The sequence below is a fragment of the Sinomonas sp. RB5 genome (assembly GCF_054063535.1).
This window is the reverse complement of the sequence record NZ_JBSSGJ010000002.1, coordinates 372,701-391,632: the sequence shown is the minus strand read 5'-3', so window position 1 is coordinate 391,632 and position 18,932 is coordinate 372,701. Positions and strand designations below refer to the sequence as shown.

General features: G+C 72.5%; 18 protein-coding genes. 8 read left to right on the top strand and 10 right to left on the bottom strand.

Features of this window, described 5'->3' with window-relative positions; translation table 11 throughout:
* The first annotated feature begins 50 nt into the window (after window positions 1-50).
* The 5 genes from ACVWWH_RS04525 to ACVWWH_RS04505 all read left to right on the top strand — a co-directional run bounded on the left by ACVWWH_RS04525 (window position 51) and on the right by ACVWWH_RS04505 (window position 4,184).
* The gene (locus ACVWWH_RS04525; RefSeq protein WP_066501538.1) at window positions 51-941 is read left to right on the top strand and encodes a polysaccharide deacetylase family protein; all 891 of its coding nucleotides are present in this window, start codon (window positions 51-53) and stop codon (window positions 939-941) included.
* Window positions 938-2,320 carry an MFS transporter gene (locus tag ACVWWH_RS04520; protein ID WP_066501537.1) on the top strand — a complete coding sequence of 461 codons (1,383 nt, stop codon included), beginning with the start codon at window positions 938-940 and terminating at the stop codon, window positions 2,318-2,320. The genes ACVWWH_RS04525 and ACVWWH_RS04520 overlap by 4 nt, the downstream gene beginning before the upstream one ends.
* A complete protein-coding gene (locus ACVWWH_RS04515; protein WP_066501536.1) occupies window positions 2,313-3,077 on the top strand; it encodes an SDR family NAD(P)-dependent oxidoreductase in 765 nt (254 codons plus the stop codon). The genes ACVWWH_RS04520 and ACVWWH_RS04515 overlap by 8 nt, the downstream gene beginning before the upstream one ends.
* Window positions 3,074-3,793: an SDR family NAD(P)-dependent oxidoreductase gene (locus ACVWWH_RS04510; protein ID WP_457315781.1), complete on the top strand. Its 720-nt coding sequence runs from the start codon at window positions 3,074-3,076 to the stop codon at window positions 3,791-3,793. Before ACVWWH_RS04515 ends, ACVWWH_RS04510 begins: the two co-directional genes overlap by 4 nt.
* 100 nt (window positions 3,794-3,893) lie before the next feature.
* The gene (locus ACVWWH_RS04505) at window positions 3,894-4,184 is read left to right on the top strand and encodes a hypothetical protein (protein WP_457315780.1); all 291 of its coding nucleotides are present in this window, start codon (window positions 3,894-3,896) and stop codon (window positions 4,182-4,184) included.
* 10 nt (window positions 4,185-4,194) lie between these two features.
* Here ACVWWH_RS04505 and ACVWWH_RS04500 read toward each other — a convergent pair whose 3' ends face one another.
* From ACVWWH_RS04500 to ACVWWH_RS04460, 9 genes are all read right to left on the bottom strand, one after another.
* Window positions 4,195-5,190 carry an NAD-dependent epimerase/dehydratase family protein gene (locus tag ACVWWH_RS04500; protein WP_066501530.1) on the bottom strand — a complete coding sequence of 332 codons (996 nt, stop codon included), beginning with the start codon at window positions 5,188-5,190 and terminating at the stop codon, window positions 4,195-4,197.
* Window positions 5,187-7,886 carry an alpha/beta fold hydrolase gene (locus tag ACVWWH_RS04495; protein WP_457315838.1) on the bottom strand — a complete coding sequence of 900 codons (2,700 nt, stop codon included), beginning with the start codon at window positions 7,884-7,886 and terminating at the stop codon, window positions 5,187-5,189. The genes ACVWWH_RS04500 and ACVWWH_RS04495 overlap by 4 nt, the downstream gene beginning before the upstream one ends.
* The gene (locus ACVWWH_RS04490; protein ID WP_457315779.1) at window positions 7,880-8,902 is read right to left on the bottom strand and encodes a 3-oxoacyl-ACP synthase III; all 1,023 of its coding nucleotides are present in this window, start codon (window positions 8,900-8,902) and stop codon (window positions 7,880-7,882) included. The genes ACVWWH_RS04495 and ACVWWH_RS04490 overlap by 7 nt, the downstream gene beginning before the upstream one ends.
* A gap of 126 nt (window positions 8,903-9,028) precedes the next feature.
* Window positions 9,029-9,634 (bottom strand): dihydrofolate reductase family protein, encoded by a 606-nt coding sequence (locus tag ACVWWH_RS04485; protein WP_457315778.1) that lies wholly within the window; start codon window positions 9,632-9,634, stop codon window positions 9,029-9,031.
* A gap of 156 nt (window positions 9,635-9,790) precedes the next feature.
* The gene (locus tag ACVWWH_RS04480) at window positions 9,791-10,516 is read right to left on the bottom strand and encodes a maleate cis-trans isomerase family protein (RefSeq protein ID WP_457315777.1); all 726 of its coding nucleotides are present in this window, start codon (window positions 10,514-10,516) and stop codon (window positions 9,791-9,793) included.
* Window positions 10,517-10,518: 2 nt separating this feature from the next.
* Entirely contained in the window at window positions 10,519-12,027 is a 1,509-nt protein-coding gene (locus tag ACVWWH_RS04475; RefSeq protein ID WP_457315776.1) for a dihydroorotase, read from the bottom strand.
* Window positions 12,024-12,812, bottom strand: coding sequence for an aspartate/glutamate racemase family protein (locus tag ACVWWH_RS04470; protein ID WP_457315775.1), 789 nt, complete (start codon window positions 12,810-12,812; stop codon window positions 12,024-12,026). The genes ACVWWH_RS04475 and ACVWWH_RS04470 overlap by 4 nt, the downstream gene beginning before the upstream one ends.
* A gap of 38 nt (window positions 12,813-12,850) precedes the next feature.
* Entirely contained in the window at window positions 12,851-13,498 is a 648-nt protein-coding gene (locus ACVWWH_RS04465) for a GntR family transcriptional regulator (RefSeq protein WP_066501516.1), read from the bottom strand.
* A gap of 111 nt (window positions 13,499-13,609) precedes the next feature.
* Window positions 13,610-14,980: an MFS transporter gene (locus ACVWWH_RS04460; protein ID WP_457315774.1), complete on the bottom strand. Its 1,371-nt coding sequence runs from the start codon at window positions 14,978-14,980 to the stop codon at window positions 13,610-13,612.
* A gap of 275 nt (window positions 14,981-15,255) precedes the next feature.
* Between ACVWWH_RS04460 and ACVWWH_RS04455 the strand changes: the two genes are divergently transcribed.
* Entirely contained in the window at window positions 15,256-15,732 is a 477-nt protein-coding gene (locus ACVWWH_RS04455) for a hypothetical protein (protein WP_066502927.1), read from the top strand.
* Between the two features lie 11 nt (window positions 15,733-15,743).
* Window positions 15,744-17,549 carry a glycoside hydrolase family 15 protein gene (locus ACVWWH_RS04450; protein WP_457315773.1) on the top strand — a complete coding sequence of 602 codons (1,806 nt, stop codon included), beginning with the start codon at window positions 15,744-15,746 and terminating at the stop codon, window positions 17,547-17,549.
* Window positions 17,550-17,583: 34 nt separating this feature from the next.
* Here the strand turns inward: ACVWWH_RS04450 and ACVWWH_RS04445 are convergent, their stop codons facing one another.
* Window positions 17,584-18,087: a LysM peptidoglycan-binding domain-containing protein gene (locus tag ACVWWH_RS04445; RefSeq protein WP_066501510.1), complete on the bottom strand. Its 504-nt coding sequence runs from the start codon at window positions 18,085-18,087 to the stop codon at window positions 17,584-17,586.
* 124 nt (window positions 18,088-18,211) lie between these two features.
* Here ACVWWH_RS04445 and ACVWWH_RS04440 point away from each other — a divergent pair, with 124 nt between their 5' ends.
* Entirely contained in the window at window positions 18,212-18,925 is a 714-nt protein-coding gene (locus ACVWWH_RS04440; protein ID WP_066501507.1) for a hypothetical protein, read from the top strand.
* The last annotated feature ends 7 nt before the right edge of the window (window positions 18,926-18,932 follow it).

Here is an 18,932-nt window from a genome sequence, read left to right as displayed (position 1 = left end):
AGCCACCGTTCCACCCCGTTCGATTCCACCCCCTTCAGAAAGGCTCACCCGTGACCAAGGACATTCAAGTTGCCTTCGGCGTCGACGTCGACGCTGTCGCCGGAATGCTCGGCTCCTACGGCGGCGAGGACTCGCCCTGCGACATCTCCCGCGGCCTCTTCAGCGGTGAGGTCGGAGGCCCGCGCCTGCTCCGCCTCTTCGAGAAGTACTCGCTGCCCTCGACCTGGTTCGTCCCGGGCCACTCGATCGAGACGTTCCCGGACCTCACCCGCATGATCGTCGATGCCGGGCACGAAATCGGGGTCCACGGCTACTCGCACGAGAATCCGATCGCCATGACCCGGGAGCAGGAGACGGCGATCCTCGACCGCTCGATCGAGCTCATCGAGAAGGTTTCTGGCCGGCGCCCCACGGGCTACGTCGCACCGTGGTGGGAGTTCTCCCCGGTGACCAACGAGATCCTCCTCGAGCGTGGGATCAAGTACGACCACTCGCTGATGCACCGCGACTTCGAGCCCTATTACGTCCGCGTCGGCGACAGCTGGAAGAAGATCGACTACACCCAGCCCGCCGAGACCTGGATGGAGCCGTTGATGCGGGGCGAGGAGACCGACCTCGTGGAGATCCCAGCGAACTGGTACCTCGATGACCTTCCTCCGATGATGTTCATCAAGGCATCGCCCAACTCCCACGGCTTCGTCAGCCCTCGCGACATCGAGCAGATGTGGCGCGACCAGTTCGACTGGGTCTACCGCGAGATGGACCAGGCCGTCTTCACCATGACCGTCCACCCCGACGTCTCGGGGCGCCCGCAGGTCCTCCTCATGCTCGAACGCCTGATCGAGCACATCAACAGCCACGAGGGCGTCACCTGGATGCAGTTCGACCAGATCGCCGACTCGTTCCTCGCCCGCAGCCCGCGAAAGGACACCTCGAAGTGAGCACCCGATCCACCCTCGACCTGACTGCCCCTGCGGCGAACGAGAAGCGACGGTTCCCGGCCTTCTCCATGGGCGCCACCCGCATCGCCACGATCCTGGCCCTGCTCGCCTGGACCGTGGCGGTCTTCGACTACGGACTCTTCGGCACCCTCCTGCCGGCAATGCAGGAATCCTTCGGCTGGAGCGAGTCCGAGGCGTACGCGATCAATACCTGGATCGCCGTGGGCACGGCCATCGTGGCGTTCGGCCTCGGGCCCGTCATCGACCGTCTCGGCCGCCGCAAGGGCATGATGACGACGATCGGCGGCACCGCCGTCGTCTCCACCCTGACCGCGGCGCTCCCCGCCGGGCTGGGCGCCGTCAGCAGCGTCCTGCTCACCGTGGTCCGCTCCTTCGGGGGCCTCGGCTTCTCCGAGCAGGCCGTCAACGCGACCTACATGAATGAGGTCTACCAGGTCACCGAGGACGAGAAGAAGCGCAAGCGCCCCGGATTCCACTACTCCTTCATCCAGGGCGGCTGGCCCCTCGGCTTCCTCCTGGCCAGCGCCCTCGCGCTCGCGTTCCTTCCCTCTCTGGGATGGCGGAGCCTCTACGTGATGGCAGCAGTTCCCGCGGCGATCATCGTGTGGCTCATTGCGCGCAAGCTCAAGGAGACCCCCCAGTTCGAGCTGCACCACAAGCTCACCGAACTCGAGAAGGGCGGCCAGTCCGACCAGGCGCACGCCCTCGCCGCAGCCTACGGTGTCGAGCACTCCTCGGCTGCCCCGCTCAAGCGCATCTGGGAGCCCCATCTGCGCCGGAACACGATCGTGTTCTCCCTGGCCTGGATCATCAACTTCTTCGGCATCGCGATCTTCAGCGTCCTCGGCAGCTCGGTGCTGAAGAACGCCAAGGGAGTCGAGCTCTCGGACGCATTCTGGATGCTGATCGTCATCAACCTGCTCGCCTACTTCGGGTATGTGTTCCATGGCTGGCTCGGTGACAAGATCGGCCGGAAGAAGACGATCATCATCGGCTGGATCATCTCGGGCCTCTCCTTTGCGGTCATGCTCAGCCCGATCGCCTCGAGCCCGTTCCTGATCATCGTCACCTACGGTGCCGGGCTCTTCTTCCTGGTCGGTCCGTACGCTGCCATCCAGTACTTCATGGCCGAGTGCTACCCCGTCAGCTGCCGTGCCACCGGGACCACCTTCATCGGTGCGATGAGCCAGCCCGGCACGATCATCGGCGGCGCGCTCTTCACGGCCCTCGCGGCCGGCGCCGGAACGGGGACCGCCGCACTCTGGGTGGGCGCGCTCGGCACGCTGCTCTCCGGCATCCTCATGATCGCCGCCAAGCCGCCTGTCGAGGCCCTGCTGGAGGACCACCCCCATGAGTGAGACCAAGGCAGCAATCGTCACGGGCGCCGCCAGCGGGATCGGCCGGGCGCTCGCCGTCCACTACGCGGCCCGCGGTGTCCGCACCGTGATCGGCACGTTCCCCGGAGACCCCCACGACCCCGAGGAGACCCTCCGACAGGTCAAGGACGCAGGGGGAGAAGCGGTGATCCACGAGGTCGACGTGCGTGCCACCGAGTCCGTGGAGGCCTTCGCCGAACGCGCCCTGGACGAGTACGGCCGGCTCGACTACGCAGTGGCGAACGCGGGCATCCTCCGCAACGCCCCGCTCGGCGAGCTCTCCGATGAGCGCTGGCACGACATGCTCGACGTGGACCTCACCGGGGTCCTGCGCACCCTCCGCGCAGGCGCGTCCAGGATGGCCGGCGGCGGGGCCATGGTCGCCGTCTCCTCCATCGCGGGCGGCGTGTACGGGTGGGAGGAACACGCGCACTACGCCGCGGCCAAGGCTGGCGTCCTCGGGCTCGTCCGGAGCGTGGCGGTCGAGCTCGGCCCGCGGCAGATCCGCGCCAATGCGGTCATCCCTGGCCTCATCGAGACGCCGCAATCCCTCGACCCCGTCAATTCGCTGGGCCCCGAGGGCCTGCGCCGGGCCGGGGACGATATCCCCTGGGGCCGCGTGGGGCGCCCAGAGGAGGTCGCCGAGGTCATCGGCTTCCTCACCTCGTCTGCGGCCACCTACATCACCGGCCAGGCTCTCGTGGTGGACGGTGGACTGACCGTCAAGATGCGCGCATGAGCGCGGACATCCCGTCCCGGGCCTCGGGTCGGACGGTGGTCGTGACCGGGGGCGCGAGCGGGATCGGCAGGGCCATTGCCGAGGCCTTCCGCGCGCACGGGGACCGCGTAGTGGTCCTGGACCGGAGCGATGGCGCGGACGTGATCCGGGTCGACGTCTCAGACGAGGCGAGCGTGCGCAGTGCCTTCTCCTCGGTGCGCGAGCAGTTCGGCACGGTGGACGTCCTCGTGAATTCCGCGGGCCTCCTCACCGAGGCACCCGTGGAGGAGATGGACCTCGCGACGTGGAATGAGACGATCCGCGTGGATCTCACGGGCGTCTTCCTCTGCTGCCGCGAGGTCCTCCAGCCGATGCGGGCACAGCGATGGGGCAGGATCATCAACGTGGCCTCGCAGCTGGGCATCAAGGGAGGGGTGGGGCTGGCCCACTACAGCGCGGCGAAGGCGGGGGTCATCGGCTTCACCAAAGCCTTGGCGCTCGAGGCCGCGCCGGGCAATGTCCTGGTCAACAGCATCGCGCCCGGCCCGATCGAGACGCCGCTCGTCGAGGGGATCTCGGAGGACTGGAAGAGGGCGAAGCGGGCCGAGCTGCCCCTCGGGCGGTTCGGCACCCCAGCCGAGGTCGCCCCGACCGCCCTTCTCCTGGCCAGCGATCCCGGAGGGAACCTGTTCGTCGGCCAGACCCTCGGGCCGAACTCCGGCGACGTGATGCCCTGAGAGAGGAGCCGGAATGTGCGGTGCCTGCGGGCGCTCGGTGGCTGAGGACCCGGTCTTCCCTGACGGCCGCACGACCAGGGGAAACCTGATCGCTGCCCAGATGATCGCCGAACTCTGCCCGTCTCTGACGGGTCGGGTCAAGGTCGTGGCCAGGCCCGACGGTTTCGTGGTCTCGGCCCCCGGCGGACGGCAGACCGTCTGTGCGACCGTGGGCGCAGTGTGGGCCGTGCTCCACAGCCTGGCGCCGGACGCCGGTGTGCTCCTCGAGCCCGCTCTGGCCGGGCTCGAGGAGCGGTACCGGGAGGCGGGCGAGCACCGGCTGCTGGAGGCCGTTGCGGCCTCCGGCCGAAGGCAGCTGGGTGCCCCGAGGGAGGTTGCGGCGCGCCTCTGAGCGGGCGGTTTCAGCGGCGGGGACCGCTGCCCGGGGGCCGCCCGCCGTAATGCTCGGCCAGCCTCGCCAGGCCCTCGTCGAGGGAGACGGCGGGGGTCCAGTCGAGCAGTCTGCGGGTCTCGCGCTGGTCGAACCAGTGGGCGGTGGAGAGCTGCTCGGCGAGGAACCGCGTCATCGGAGGCTCCTCCTTGCGCCCGGCCCAGGTCCAGAGCCTCTCCACCACGGCCCCCGCGCCCCGCGCCACCGCGCCGGGCACGGCCCACGACGGCGCCGGGACGCCGCCCGCGGCACAGATGCCCGCCAGCAGCTCGCCGATCGGGCGGGGTTCGCCGTTGCTCACGACGACGGCCCTGCCGTGGACGTGGTCCATGCGGTGCAGTGCGGCGACGATGGCGGAGGCGGCGTTGTCCACGTAGGTCGTGTCGATCAGGGCCGCCCCCGCATCGAGCAGGGGCAGGCGCCCGCGTCCCGCGCGCTCCAGCACCCGTTCCACCAGCTGGGTGTCGCCGGGCCCCCACACGATGTGCGGGCGCACCGCCGCGACCCGGAACGCGGGCGTGTCCGCCGCCAGCGCGAGCAGCTCGGCTTCGGCCTTCGTGCGGGAGTAGTCGCCGTGGGCGTGCTCCGGGTCGGCGGCCTCCGCGCCCAGCCCGGCGATGGCTGCGCCCGAGTTGGCCACCGATGGGGAGGAGACGAACACCGCCTCCCGCACCCCGGCCGCGCGGGCGAGGCGGAGCAGACGCCGGGTCCCCTCGACGTTCACCTCGGAGAATTCCGCGGCGCGGCCCGTGAAGGAGACCTTGGCGGCGAGGTGGATGATGCCTTCGGCCCCCTGGACCGCGGCGCGGACCGCGTCCTCGTCGGTGACGGATCCGAGGACGTCCGCCGCGCCCTCTACTCCTGACGGGCGGCGCTGGAACGTGGTCACGGCGTGACCCTGGCGGACGAGGAGCCCGGCGACCTCCCGCCCGAGCAGCCCGCTGGCACCGGTGACGAGGACCCTCATGGCGTCCCCGGACGGCCGCCGGCGAGCACCCGCGCCGCCCAGCGGGACAGTCGGGTCCTGTCGATCTTGGCGTTGTGCCGGATGTCCACGGGCAGCGCAGGGACCGCGAGCACGGCGGAGACCGGGACGCCGGCCGTGCGGGCCGCGGCGCGGACGCGTCCGGCGAGCTGGGGTGCCGCGGGCCCGGCCCTGCGGGCGGGAGGCGCGGTCTCGACGACGGCGACGACGGCCTGGGTGCCCGCCGGCCCGACCCCGGCGACGGCGGCGAGGCGCACGCCGTCCAGGCGCTCGATCGCCTGCTCGGCGCCGACTGGCGTCACCACGGCCTCCGGCGCGGTCACGACGTGGGCCAGGCGCCCCTCGACCCACAGCCGGCCGGCGGCGTCGAAGTGCCCCACGTCGCCCGTGCGGTGCCATCCGGGAAGGCTGCTGCTCTCCAGCTGGGTGAGCCAGAGCCTGTCGTAGGCGTCCTTGACGTGCGGGGCACTGACCAGGATCTCGCCGGTCACGCCGGCCGCCGTCACGGGATGAGACCCGGGGGCGGTGCCGTCCGCCGCCAGCGGGACGACGGCGACGCGGGCGCCGTGGACCGGCTGGCCCACGCAGACGCCGTTGCCCGCGCCCGCCACGGTGCCGGCGGCAGCATCGGCGTCGGCCGCCCGGATCCCCTCGAGGCTGATGTCGGTGACCGGCAGCGCCTCCGTCATCCCGTACGGGGTGTGCAGCGAGGCCCGCGGCAGCAGCTGCTGAACCTGCGCCAGGAGGGGTTCCGGGACGGGAGCCCCGGCCGAGAGCAGCATGTCGACCCGCTCCAGCGCCTGCCGCCCCGCGGCATCGACGCCGTCGCGGGTGGCCAGGACGTTGCGCAGCGCAGCCGGCGAGGCGAAGACCACCGTCGCGTCGATGGCCGCCGCGGCGTCCGCCAGCGCGCGCGCCGTCAGCGTGCGCGGGGCGGTGACGTCCATGGCCGGCGTCACCGACACGGCTCCGAGCGCCGGCCCCAGCAGGGCGAACGGTGCGAAGCCCGCCACCAGCCGGGCGCCGGAATGGATTCCGAAGGTCCGGGCCACGGTGTCCCGCATCGCCGCCAGCTGCCGATGCGTGTAGACCACGCCCTTGGCGGGACCGGTGGAGCCGGACGTGAAGAGGACCGCGGCGGGGGCCGCCGGGTCCGGAGCAGGCCACTCCGGATCCGCGCCCAGCGCCGCACCGCGGCGGGCCAGAGCGGCGAGGGACGTCTCGACGCCCAGGACGCGGCGACGCCCGGCCGGGAGGTCGCGCACACTGATCCGCCGCCCCGGCCAGCCGAGCGCCGTGGCAGCTGCCAGCGCCCTGTCGATGCCGATGAGGACGTCGGGGGCCGCACCCTTCACGGCGCGGCTGAGGCCCCGGGTGCCCAGCCCGGCGTCGGCCACCACCACCACGGCGCCCAGCCGCAGGCACGCGTAGAGGGCCACCGTGAGGTCCGCCCCGGGCGGAACCATGAGGCTCACGCGGCTGCCGCCGTGGACGCCGGCCTCGCGCAGCCCGGCGGCGAGCTCGGCGATGCTGCGGTCCAGCTGCTTCCAGCTGAGGGAGCGGCTGACGGCGCCCTCAGGCGACATCTCCGCCACGGCGAGGTCGTCCCCTGCCGGCCCGGCCGCGTGCTCGCCGAGCGCGGCCCACAGCGGCCGGAACCCTCCCGGCTCCTGCTTGGGCTCCCCCTCCCGGTGCGGGGCGGCCTCTCGGTTCAGGGCGTCCGACGCCGGCCGCTCGCCGCCGCGGGCGACGTCCCGCTCGGCGAGCCACTGGAAGATCGGAGCGGCGATGTCCCGGTCTTCGGCCAGAAGGTGCCCCGCACCCTCGAAGCGGTGCACGTCTGCGTGCGGAAGCCTGCCGACGAGGTCCTTGAGGTACCGGTCGGAGAAGATCGGGTCCTTCGGGCCCCAGAGCATCAGGGCCGGAACCTGCAGGCCCCGCACTCCCTCCGCCACGCCGTTGAGCGCCGCGAAGCTGGGATGGGAGGCGTCGAGGGGGATGTCCGCGACGAAGTTCCCCACCCCGGCCCGCCGGCCGGCGCCACGGTAGGGCGCCAGGTAGGTTCTGCGGACCTCGGCCGGCAGCGCCGGGCGCGCCAGGGCGTGCGTCACGCGCAGGAAGGCGTCCGAGGTGGTCGTGCCCCACCGGTGCACCGCGGGGTGCATCGCGAGCCGCAGCGCCGGGGGGACTCCGGCGCCGGACGGCTGGTGGACGGCGGTGTTCGTCAGCACCACCCCGGCGAGGAGCTCCGGGTGCGCGAGCGCCCAGCCCAGGCTGACCGCCCCGCCCCAGTCGTGGCCCACGGTGACCACCGGCCCGGCGAGCTCCAGGGCGTCGGTGAGGTCGCCCAGGTCAGTGATCCGGTCGGCGAGGCGCCGGAAGGTGCCGGTGCGCTCCGAGTAGCCCATGTCCAGCTGGTCCACCGCCACCACCCGCCAGGGGTGGGCCGGATCGGATCCGGCGGCCAGCAGGGTGCGCCACAGGTAGGACCAGGTCGGGTTGCCGTGGACGCACAGCAGGGTGCCGGCGGGCGCCAGGCCGCGGCGGGCGAGCTGGGCGCCGTTGGCGAGGAGATGCCAGCGGCGCACGGTGCCATGCGGGTCGGCGTCCGAGGTGGACCCGACGGCGATGGTCCGGGACCATTCCGGGTCGACCCCGGGCCACTGCGGAGTCACCAGACGATTTCCATCATGGCAGTGTTCAGCCCCGACCCGACCCCCATGCACAGGACCCGGTCCCCGGCGGCCAGGGACTGGGCCTCGGCGGCAAGGGTCATCGGCAGGGAGGCAGGGCCCACATTGCCCCAGTGCGGGAAGGTGATGGGAACCTTGTCCGGGTCCAGGTCGATGGCGCTGATGATCGCCTGGGTGTAGGCGTTGCTGACCTGGTGGGTGACGTAACGGTCCATGGCCGCCCAGTCCCACTCGGGCTGGGCCTCGTGCCAGGCATCCACCACGAGCCGGAGGCCGCCGTCGAGCAGGCCCTTCGTGTCGGTGGACATGCCGTCGACGCCTCCCACGCACAGTTCGTGGTGCTCAGTTCCGGCGCGCATGACGCCGCCGATGAGGCGGTGCGCCCCGGGGTGCTCGTCGGCGGGACCCAGGACGGCCGCGGCGGCCCCGGACCCGAGCGTGAGGGTGGCGAACTCCCGGCTGAAGTCCTCACGGGTCGTCTCTGGCCGCTGCAGGCGCGCCAGCGTGGCCTCCTGGGTGGCCTGGGCGTCCTCCCCGTTGACGATGACCGCGTACCTGATCTGGCCGGAGTCGATCATGTTGGCCGCGAGGACGAAGCCGTTGACGAACCCGAGGCAGGCGTTGGCCAGATCGAAGTTCATGGCCGAGGACGGCAGGCCGAGCCCGTGGTGGATCTTCACCGCGACCGAGGGCTCGAGGTTGCGCCGGGTCACCGAGGTGTTGATCAGCAGCCCGACCTCGGAGGCCTCGACGCCGGCCTCCGCCAGCGCCTTCGCCCCCGCCTCGAGGGCAGCGTCGTCGAACGACGTCCCGGCGGCCCACCAGCGGCGGTGCGTCACACCGGCGACCCGCTCCAGCAGCCGCGGGGGGAATTTCAGCCGCCGCAGGGTCGAGGCCAGCCTCCGGTCGAAGTCCGTGGAGCTCACGATCCTCGGAGCCTCGACGCTGCTGACCGAGAGCAGCGCCGTGTTGCGGTGCCGGAAGGTCGCATTCCCTGCCAAGTCACGCCCCTGTTCGTATCCGTGCTGCATCCATGCGGTGACTGTACCCACCTGGGCGGTGGGCCAGACGCAACAGCAAGCCAGGAGCGTAGCTTATGCCCGTGCGGGCCCGGATCCTGTACCGGGTCAGCCGACCCGGCGGTAGCGGATGTGGGTGGCCAGCGGCGAGTGCAGCACCTCGACGGGCTCGAAGCCGAAGGACTCGGACCCGTCGAAGATGCGCTCGCCGGAGCCGAGCAGGACCGGGGCGATGTCGAGGGTGAGCTCGTCGACCACGCCGGCCGCCAGCGCCTGCCGGACGGCCGATGCCCCGCCGGCGATGTCCACGCCCCTGTCCCCGGCGGCCTGGCACGCGGCGGCGTAGGCCGCGTCGAAGCCCTCGGTGACGAAGTGGAAGGTCGTCCCGCCCTCCATCTCGATAGGGTCGTGGGCGTGGTGGGTGAGCACGAACACCGGCGCATGGTAGGGCGGTTCGGGGCCCCACCACCCGGTCCATTCCTCGTCCCACTCCCCGCGGACGGGCCCGAACATGTTCCGGCCCATGACGTAGGCGCCGCGCGGGCGCATGAGCCATCCGGCCGCGGTCCGGTCGGCGTCATTGGCCCGCGGGTCGCCCAGATGCCAGGCGTGCAGCTCCTGTCCGCGCCGCCCCAGGGGGTTCTCGCGGCTCTGGTCGTGCCCGGCGACGAAGCCGTCCAGCGAGATCGACATGTGGCAGGTGGTGTCCGGCACCGCGGGCCTCCTGGAGGGGTGCGACGTGCATGGGGCTGTCAGCGAATGGTGGGGATGCTAGCACGCGGCCGTCCCCACGGGGACCCCTCAGTGCCGGGGAGCGGACGACGGCGGGTGCCCTCCCGCCGTCGTGCGCTCCCCTCGGCCTCCCCCGCCTCAGGCGAGGAGCTTGCCCCAGCGAGTCTCGAGGAGCGGGGCGCCCGCGAGCTGGAGGCAGCGCCAGAGGGTCACGGCCACGGAGTCGAGCACCGCAACGCCGGTGCGCTCCTCGATCTCCGCTGCGACGGGGGCGCCGTAGAGGTTGGTGCACAGGTACACGAGGGCGTCGGGCCGGTCCTCGGCGAGCTCGAGGGAGCCGGGCACGAGCTCCTCGGGGGCCACCCGGGCGAAGGACTCGTTGTCGCTGAGGCCGAGCGCGCGGTGCCCGCTGGTGCGGACGCCCTCGGCGGCGTAGCGGGCGATCACCTGCTCGTTCACGTCCTCGGTGTACGGGGTGAGCAGGCCGATCGTGCGCGTGCCGAACTGGGCGAAGGCGTCGAAGTACGCGAGCGTGGACGTCGTCGCGGGGACCCCGGTGGCGGCGGTGATCTCGGCGGCGATCCCGCGGTCGTGCTCGAGCCCTAGCCACGAGCCGGACGTGCCGTTCCAGGCGATGACGTCCACGTCCGCGGTGGCCAGCAGCTCGGCCGCGGCCCGCATCCCCTCGACGTCGAACTGCCGGTCCGATCCGGCGTCGAGGGCGATCCGGGTCACCGGGATGCGGGCCGAGTGGATCGTGACGTCCTCCCGGCCGCCGAGGATCCGGTAGCTCATCGGCTCCAGGCACGTGTTGGACGAGGGGACGATCATGCCCACGCGGACGGGGCGTGCGGTCTGCACCATGGTCACTGTCCTTCCGGGGCGGCGGCCGCGGCCGCGGGAGTGGGGGCGGGTGCGGCGAGCGACTCGCGGTACCCGAGGCGTGGGACGAAGCGGCCCACGGGGCCCGGGTCGTGGAACCCGTCCTGGTCGAGGACCACCCGGCCACCCGCGACGACGTGCTGCGGCCAGCCGCGCAGGCTGCGGCCGTGGAACGGGGAGAAGTCGGTGCCCATGTGCAGGGCGGCCCCGTCCACGGTGCGGGCCTCGGACGGGTCGAAGACCACGAGGTCGGCGTCGAACCCGGGCGCGATCGCGCCCTTGCCCGGCAGTGCGTTGATCCGCGCCGGCGCGGCGGCGAAGAGGTCGACGAACCGCTCGAGGAGGCCGATACCGTTCGGCGCGGCGCCGTCGCCGGTGGCACCCGTGCCGCCGGGCCAGCCCTCCGCGAGGGCGGTGAAGGCCACCGGCATACGGGTCTCGACGCCGGGGAGCCCGTGCGGCATGTGCCGGATGTCGTCGGTGCGCTCGCGCTTCTGGGACAGGTCGTAGCACGAGTGGTCGCTCGAGACGGTGTGGATGGACCCGTCCGCGAAGCGCCCGCGCAGCGCCGCGACGGTCTCCGCCGAGCGCATCGGGGGGCAGCACGCGTACCACTCCGGGAACTGCGAGGAGTACACGCCGTCGTCGAGGACGAGGTAGTGCGGGCACGTCTCGGAGTGCGCCTCGACGCCCCGGGCGCGGGCCTCGGCCACGAGGTCGACGGCGCCCGGGGTGGACTGGTGGACGAAGTACACGGGGGCGCCCGTGTACTCGGCCATGGCGAGCACCTCGCGCACGGAGGCCTCCTCGGCGAGCTCCGGCCGCGTCTCGTGCAGGTGCCCGATCCCGATCCTGCCCGCGTCCGCGTGCTCCTGGGTGCAGTCCACGATCATCGCGTCGTGCTCGGCGTGGATGTAGGTGAGCCCGTCGAGGCGCACCATCTCGCGCATGACCTTCAGGACCGTGTCGTTGTCCGCCATGGTCGAGCCGCGGTTGGTCATGTACATCTTCACGGACCGGATGCCCAGCCGCGCGAGTTCCTCGAGCTGGGCCGGGACGGTCTCGTCCCAGTCGATGACGGCGCCGTGGAGGGCGACGTCGCAGCGGGCCTCGGCGGCGAGGGCGAGCTTGTTCGCCGCGGCCTCGAGCGGGGTCTCGCCCGCGTCGCGCGGGATGCCGAAGTCGAGGATCGTGGTGGTGCCGCCCCAGAGGGCGGCCGCCGAGGTGACCGCGTAGTCGTCGAGGGTGCGCCACCGACCGGTGACCTGCGCGACGTGGCAGTGTCCGTCGATCCCGCCGGGGACGACCACGCGGCCGGAGGCATCGATCACGCGCTCGGCGGCGGGCACGGGTTCGGCGGCGTCGACGACGGCGGTGACGCGGCCGGCGTCGACCACCACGTGGGCCAGGCCGCGGCCGGTGGCGTTGACCACGAGGCCGTGCGCGATGACGAGGTCGGCCACGCCGGTCCCGGGCGCGCCGGCGGCGCTCATGCCCGGCCCCCGGCGGCGGTGCCGGCACCGTGGGAGGCCAGCTGGCCGGCGTCGAGCGCGGCGTCCAGCGCGGGCGAGAGCCCGGCGCGGCGCTTCGGCGGCGGCGCGGCGAACGAGCCGGCCCGGTGCACCCCGGTGGACAGGCCCACGAGGGCCTCCGTGAGCCGGATCCCGGCGGCGATGCCGTCGATCACCGGCACGGGGATCTCCTCGGCCACGTCCCGCGCAAGGCCCGCGAGCGGTGCCCCGGCGAGGATCACCACGTCGGCGCCGTCCTCCGCGACGGCGAGGCGGGCGAGCTCCACGAGGGTGGGGCGGAAGTCCTCCTGGACGCTCCCGATGCCCCGCAGCGCGTCCCTGATGGAGCGGATCGAGGCGAGCCGGGCGCCCAGGCCGAAGCCCTCGACGCACTCGCGGTACCAGGCGGTGATGCGGTCCGAGATCGCGATGATGGAGAAGCGCCGGCCGGTCAGGGCAGCGGCGCACAGGGCGGCCTCGGTGATGCCGACGACGGGGACGTCGACGAGCTCCTTGAGCGCCGGCATGCCGGGATCGCCGAAGGCGGCGACCACGACGCCGTCGACCTCGCCGGCGTGCTCGGCGATGAGCTCGGCGACCGCTCCGGCGGCGATGAGGGACTCGAAGCGGGTCTCGATGTACTCGACGCCGTGGCCGGCGGTGCGCACGAGGAGCTCGGTGCCGGAGGCTGCGGACCGCTCGGCCTCGGAGCGGATCAGCGCGGTGACGTCCTCGCTGATGTTGGGATTGATGACCAGAAGTCTCATGGTGGTTCCTTGGGTGGGGGTGGGGGCCCCGGACGCGGTCAGACCGTGTCCGGGTACTGCTCCCTGTACTTGCCGATGTGCCTGGCCGACTGGGCCGCGGCCCGCTCGGGGTCGCCGCTGGCGATGGCCGCGAGGAGCGCCCGGTGCTCCTCGATCAGCTCGGGCAGGTCCGTGACGTGGCGGAAGAGCCAGTGCATGCGGCCCTGGAGGGGCTCGAGCGCCGTGCGGAGGAAGGTGTTGTCCGCGATCTTCGTGACCTCGTCGTGGAAGTCGTTGTTGAAGCGGTGCGCCTCGTTGATGCTGCCGCGCGCGAGGGCGTCCGAGGCGTCGGCGAGGAGGCCGTCGAGTCGGGCGAGGTCTTCCGGGGTGGCCCGCTGGGACGCGAGCCGGCACGCGAGGACCTCGAGGGAGGCGCGCACGTCGAAGAGGTCCTCGACCTCCTTCTCGCTCAGCGACGCCACGACGGACCCGCGGGTGGCCCGCTCCGCGAGCAGCCCCTCCTGGCCGAGCATCCGCAGGGCCTCGCGGACCGGCAGCCGGGAGACGTTGAACTCCGCGGCGAGGTCGCGCTCGATCAGCCGCGTCCCCGGCGCGTAGTAGCCCTCGAAGATGCGGGTCCGCAGGGTGTCACGGATGACCTCGCGGAGGGGCCGGTCCCGGAGGGGCTCCTCGATTGGCTGTGCCATTGAACGCTCCTGACGGATGGTCGGGGCCGGCGGGCCGGCGCGCCTGATGTGGTCCATTCGACCACGGCGGTTCCCGGCGGGCGGCGCAGGGCCGCCCGCCGGGGGAGTGGGTCAGACCGGAAGCCTCCGGCTGTAGTCCAGCGTGAGCACCGAGATGCCCATGATGATCGCGGATCCGACGAAGTACAGCAGCGCCCAGGTGTAGCCGCCGGTCGCGCCCACGATGAGGCCGACGGCGATCGGGGTGACGAAGCCGGCGATGTTGCCGCTGAGGTTCATCGCGCCGCCGAGGACGCCCGCGTTGGTGCGCCCGCCGAGGGTGGCCGGGACGGCCCAGAAGAGGCCGACCCAGCGCAGGAAGAACAGGACCACGGACAGGAGGGCCACGGCGGTGAGGGGATCGCCCACCACCGTCACCCCGACGAGGCCGCCGGCGACGATCAGGCTCGAGACGCCGAGGAGGGAGCGCATGACGAGGTTGGCGCCGTGGCCGCGGGCGCGGAGCCGGTCCGCGAGGGTGCCGCCGAGGATCTCCCCGACGAACCCTGCACCGAAGATCACGAAGGTGGACCAGCCGATCGAGCTCAGGTTGAAGTGCTTGGCCTGGGCCAGGTAGAGCGGGCCCCAGGTGAGCAGCCCGTAGAAGACGCCGTTGAAGCCGAGCCAGCCGAAGCACATGGCCCAGAACGAGCGGAACTTCAGGTAGGGCAGGAGGCCGCGCTTGGACGTGCTGCCGGCGGCCGCGGCCTCGGCGTCCTCGGCGGCGTGCGAGGCCTCGATGTACTCCGCCTCGGCGGCGTTGACGGCCCTGTGGTCGCGGGGGTTGTCCCGCACGTACCACCAGATGAGGGCGCCGAGGGCCACGGTGGCGATGCCGGCGATCACGAAGGACATCCGCCAGCCGCCGGTGGCGGCGATGAGCCAGGTGATGAGGATGCCGCCGACGCCGGCCCCGAGGGGTGCGCCCGCATCGAGGATCGTGGCGCCGCGTCCGCGCTCCTTGGAGTGCATCCAGAGGGCGTTCAGCTTGCCGCCGGCCGGCATCACGCCGGCCTCGGTGACGCCGATGGCGGCGCGGGCGATGAACATGCTCAGGAATCCGCCGGCCATGCCGGAGGCGGCGGTGGCCGCGCCCCAGCCGACGCACGAGGCGGTGACGACCTTGCGGGGGCCGAAGCGGTCGATGAGCCAGCCTACCGGGACCTGCATGAGCGCGTAGGTCCAGAAGAAGGCGGAGAGCAGCAGGCCGACGAGCTCGGGGGAGAGGGCGAACTCCTTCTGGATGATGGGCAGCGCGACCGAGATGGACCCGCGGTCCACGTAGTTCACGGTCACGAGGACCAGCAGCAGGATGAACAGCTTCCAGCGGACGCCCGTGGGCTTGGCGGCGGACCGGGTGGACGGGGCCCCGGACTCGTCGGCGACGAGCGCCGGGGCGTCGGCGAGGGACGCCTGGTCTGGGTTCTCTTCTCGAAGGGACATGCGTCCTCCTTGACGGCAGGGGGGAGAAGGGCAGGCGGGGTGCCTGCCGTGCCCGAATGGGCTGCGCAACGGATCGAGAATTCTCTTTGGGATACCTTCTTGGGATCCCAAAAAGAGAGTAAGGGGTGAGGCTCGACACAGTCAAGCAGTTGGGATCCCAAATCCAAGGAGTCTTGAGGCGCCCCTGAGGAGGTCTTTCTGCATGCCCCTGGAGCCTCTAAAATTCTAAACAAGATTTATGGATGCGCTTCGGAGTGTTCAGGAGAGGGGCCGAGATGGACTGGGCCAGGTGGGCGGTCTTCGGGCTCATGGCGACTGGCGCCTTGACCGCGGCGATGATCCTCGCCCAGATGGCAGGACTCACCCGGATGGACCTGCCCCTGCTCCTGGGCACCATGTTCACGCCGGATCCGGACCGGGCGCGGGTCCTCGGCTTCTTCCTGCATCTGGCGGCGGGGCAGTGCTTCGCCCTCGGCTACGCCGCGGCCTTTGCGCTGCTGGGCGCGAGCAGCTGGTGGGCGGGGGCCCTCTTGGGGATGCTGCACGCTGCGGTTGCCCTGACGGTGGTCCTGCCCCTCCTGCCGGGGGCCCATCCGAGGATGGCCACGGCGCGCTCGGGCCCGTCCACCCGGGCCGTTCTCGAACCACCGGGCCTCCTCGGACTGAACTACGGGATCCAGACCCCGGTCGTGACGGCGGTAGCCCATGTTCTGTACGGTGTGGTCCTCGGCTTGCTCCTGGGGCCACAGTAGGGGGCGCAATGATGGCCGGCATTCCTGGCGTGCCGATCGCTGACTATGGGCTGCTGGGCGACACACGCACGGCGGCACTGGTGTCCTCCGCCGGCTCCGTCGACTGGCTCTGTGCGCCTTCCTTCGATGGCCTTCCCGTCTTCGGCGCCCTTGTGGGAGGCGAGCAGGCCGGGTCCTTCGCCGCGGGCCCCGAACCATCCCTGCCGCCTGCCGCCCGCCGGTACCGGCGCGGAACAGCCACGCTGGAGACGGAGTGGGATGCCAGTGGCGGGCGGCTGCTGCTGGAGGAGGCGATGGTGGCGGAGACGGGCGGGTCGCTGGCCCCGGCCTCTGTCTTGGTGCGCCGGCTCAGCGCTTCCCGAGGACCTGTCGAGGTCTCGATCGTGCTCGACCCCCGGCCCGGCGGGTCCCGCTGCCGCTGGAGCCGCCGTGGAGCCCACCTCGTGGCCGAGGCCGGGCGTCTGGCCCTGTCCTTCACGGCAGATCCGCCCTTGGCGGTGCGGCCCGGCATGCCGTCGCGGGCCGTCGTCGCGCCCGGGCGGCCAATCACCCTGGTGCTCTCCATCGCCCACGGTGAGCCCCTCGTGCTTCTCGATCCCGCCTCGGCGTGGGACCTGGTCGCCGCGGACGAGGACAGGTGGCGGGCGTGGTGCGCGGAGGTCGACGAAGACCTGCCGCACCGGGAGGCCGTGGTGCGGAGCCTGCTGACCCTGCGCCTGCTGAGCTTCTCTCCCTCAGGCGCCCCGGTCGCCGCGCCCACCACTTCCCTGCCCGAGGATCTCGGAGGCCTACGGAACTGGGACTACCGCTACACGTGGCCCCGCGACGCGAGTCTGGGAGCGCGCACTTTCCTCGCTGTCGGGAAGACCGACGACGCCGCGCGGTTCCTGGGCTGGCTGCTCCATGCCAGCCGGTTGGACCGGCCGCGCCTTCCAGCACTGCTCACGCTGTGGGGCACGCCCGTGCCCGTCGAGCGGACCCTGCCGGGCTGGCCCGGCTACCGGGGCAGCGAACCCGTCCGCGTCGGGAATCTGGCGGCGAGCCAGCATCAGCTCGACGGGTACGGCTGGGTGCTGGACGCGGCGTGGGCCTTTGCCGAGGGCGGGCACCGACTCTCCTCCGAGATGTGGCGGGCCATGCGCTCGTTCGCCGACTACGTGGCAGAGCGCTGGCAGGACCCGGACGCTGGGATCTGGGAGATCCGCGGCGCCCCAGCACATCACGTGCACTCAAAGGTGATGGCGTGGCTCGCACTGGATCGGGCGCTGCGGATCGCCTCGCGGCAGGGGGCGCGCGCCCAGAAGCTGCGCCGCTGGCAGGAGGCCCGGGATGGGATCGAGGCCGAGGTCAGGGCGCGGGGAGTCGATCCGTCCACCGGGACCTACCGCCGTGCCTACGGCTCGGACGATCCTGATGCGGCCCTGCTGATGATCCCGGGGCTGGGGTTCGGGGATTCGGGATCCCCGCGTCTCGCGGCCACAGTCGAGCGGATAGCCCGGGAGCTCGCGGCGGGCGGCCCGCTCCTCTACCGGTACCCTCCCGGCCGGGACGGGCTGCCCGGGGGCGAGGGAGCGTTCCTCCCCTGTTCCTTCTGGATGGTCGAGGCGCTCGCACTCACCGGCCGGCGCACCGAGGCGGAGGCCGCCTTAGAGGCCCTGCTGGGGCTGGCGACGCCCCTGGGCCTCTACGGCGAGGAAATGGACCCGGACACCCTCGAACACCTCGGCAACTTCCCGCAGTGCCTCACCCATGCGGCCCTGGTGCAGGCTGCGCTCGCCCTGCGGGCCACCGCCTCCCCTCGCCCTCCAGCGACGTAGCGGGAGCGAGGGCGAGCCCCCGCGATACGGGCCATCAGGCCATGGGGACGCGCAGCGCCAGGCCCGGGTAGAGGACGTCCGGGTCGAACAGGATGTCCCGGTTCGCGGTGAAGAGCGCCCCCGCCCTGCCCTCGTCGCCGTAGACGTCCCTCGCGATCCCCGAGAGCGTGTCGCCCTCCACGACCGTGTGCAGCGTGAATCCGGAATAGGTCCCGCCCATGAGCGTGCGGCCGAAGGTCACCGGGACCGTCACGGAGGCCGCGTTCTCCGGCAGGCCGCTCGGGTTGGTCGCCTGGACGGTCACCGTGCCCTCGGGGGTCGACGGCACCCCGAGGCCGAACGCGCTGTGGAACAGCGAGAACCCGTGGCCCCCGCCGAGCAGATTCGACTCGGCGACCACGTGGCCGGCGCCGTCCCGCACCACGACGGAGCCGTACACGCCCTCGAACGCGGACCCCAGCCCGGTCACGGCCACCTGGGCGCCGAGGATGTCGAAGGGGAGCGGGGTGCGGAGGCTGATCTGCGGCAGGATCGACATGCCCCCAGTCTCACGCCCGCGCGGCGCGGCCGACAAGGCCGGGCGGCCCGCGCGGGCCGGGCGCCCCGTGCACCAGAGGCTATGGGCCTCCCCGGCGGCCCGCAGGTGGGCGCACACTGGTGGCATGGCGGAGAACGCGTCTGCTGACAGCTGGGCCCACGCCCTCGATGACCTGGTCGCCCTGATCGACCATCCCATCCCCGCGCCGGCGCACTGGATCGAGAACGGCTCGCGGGAGGAGCTCGACGAGGCGCGCGCCGTGGCGGTCGCCTGGGGCTGGCTCATGCGGGCCAAGCGCACGGCCCAGGCCGTGCTGGGGCTCGACCGGCTCGGCTTCGGCACTGAGGCCGCCCCGCTCCTGTGCTCCTTCGTGGAGCACGCCGCCCGCCTCGTGTGGGCGGGCCGGCGCGAGCGCTCCGAGGCCGTGGAGATCCTCGTGGGGGTGCACCTCGACGCCGGCCGCGGGCTGAGCGAGGACGAGCTCCAGCTCCTCGGCGCCCTGCAGCACGACCACCTCGGCAAGGCGGTGGAGCCGGACGGCGGCTCCGACCTCCTGCGCCTCTTCACCCGCGCGCAGCGGGAGTCCCACCCGGGCACGGCCAGCGCGTCCGCCTACCTCGAGGAGTCCGCGGACCGGCACGGATGGCTCCTGCGGCTCCTGCCCAAGGAGCGGGAGCCCGCACTGGACGCGCACCTCGCCGCGCTGCTCCTGCTGGCCTTCGAGGGCTACGTGCGGATCGCGGGCCTGGGGGGCCAGTTCGGCCCCGGCATCGATGCGCTCGGTGCCCGCATGGAGCACCTCGTGGCGGTCGGCGGCAGGGAGCCCGCCGCCGGGTAGCGGGCGC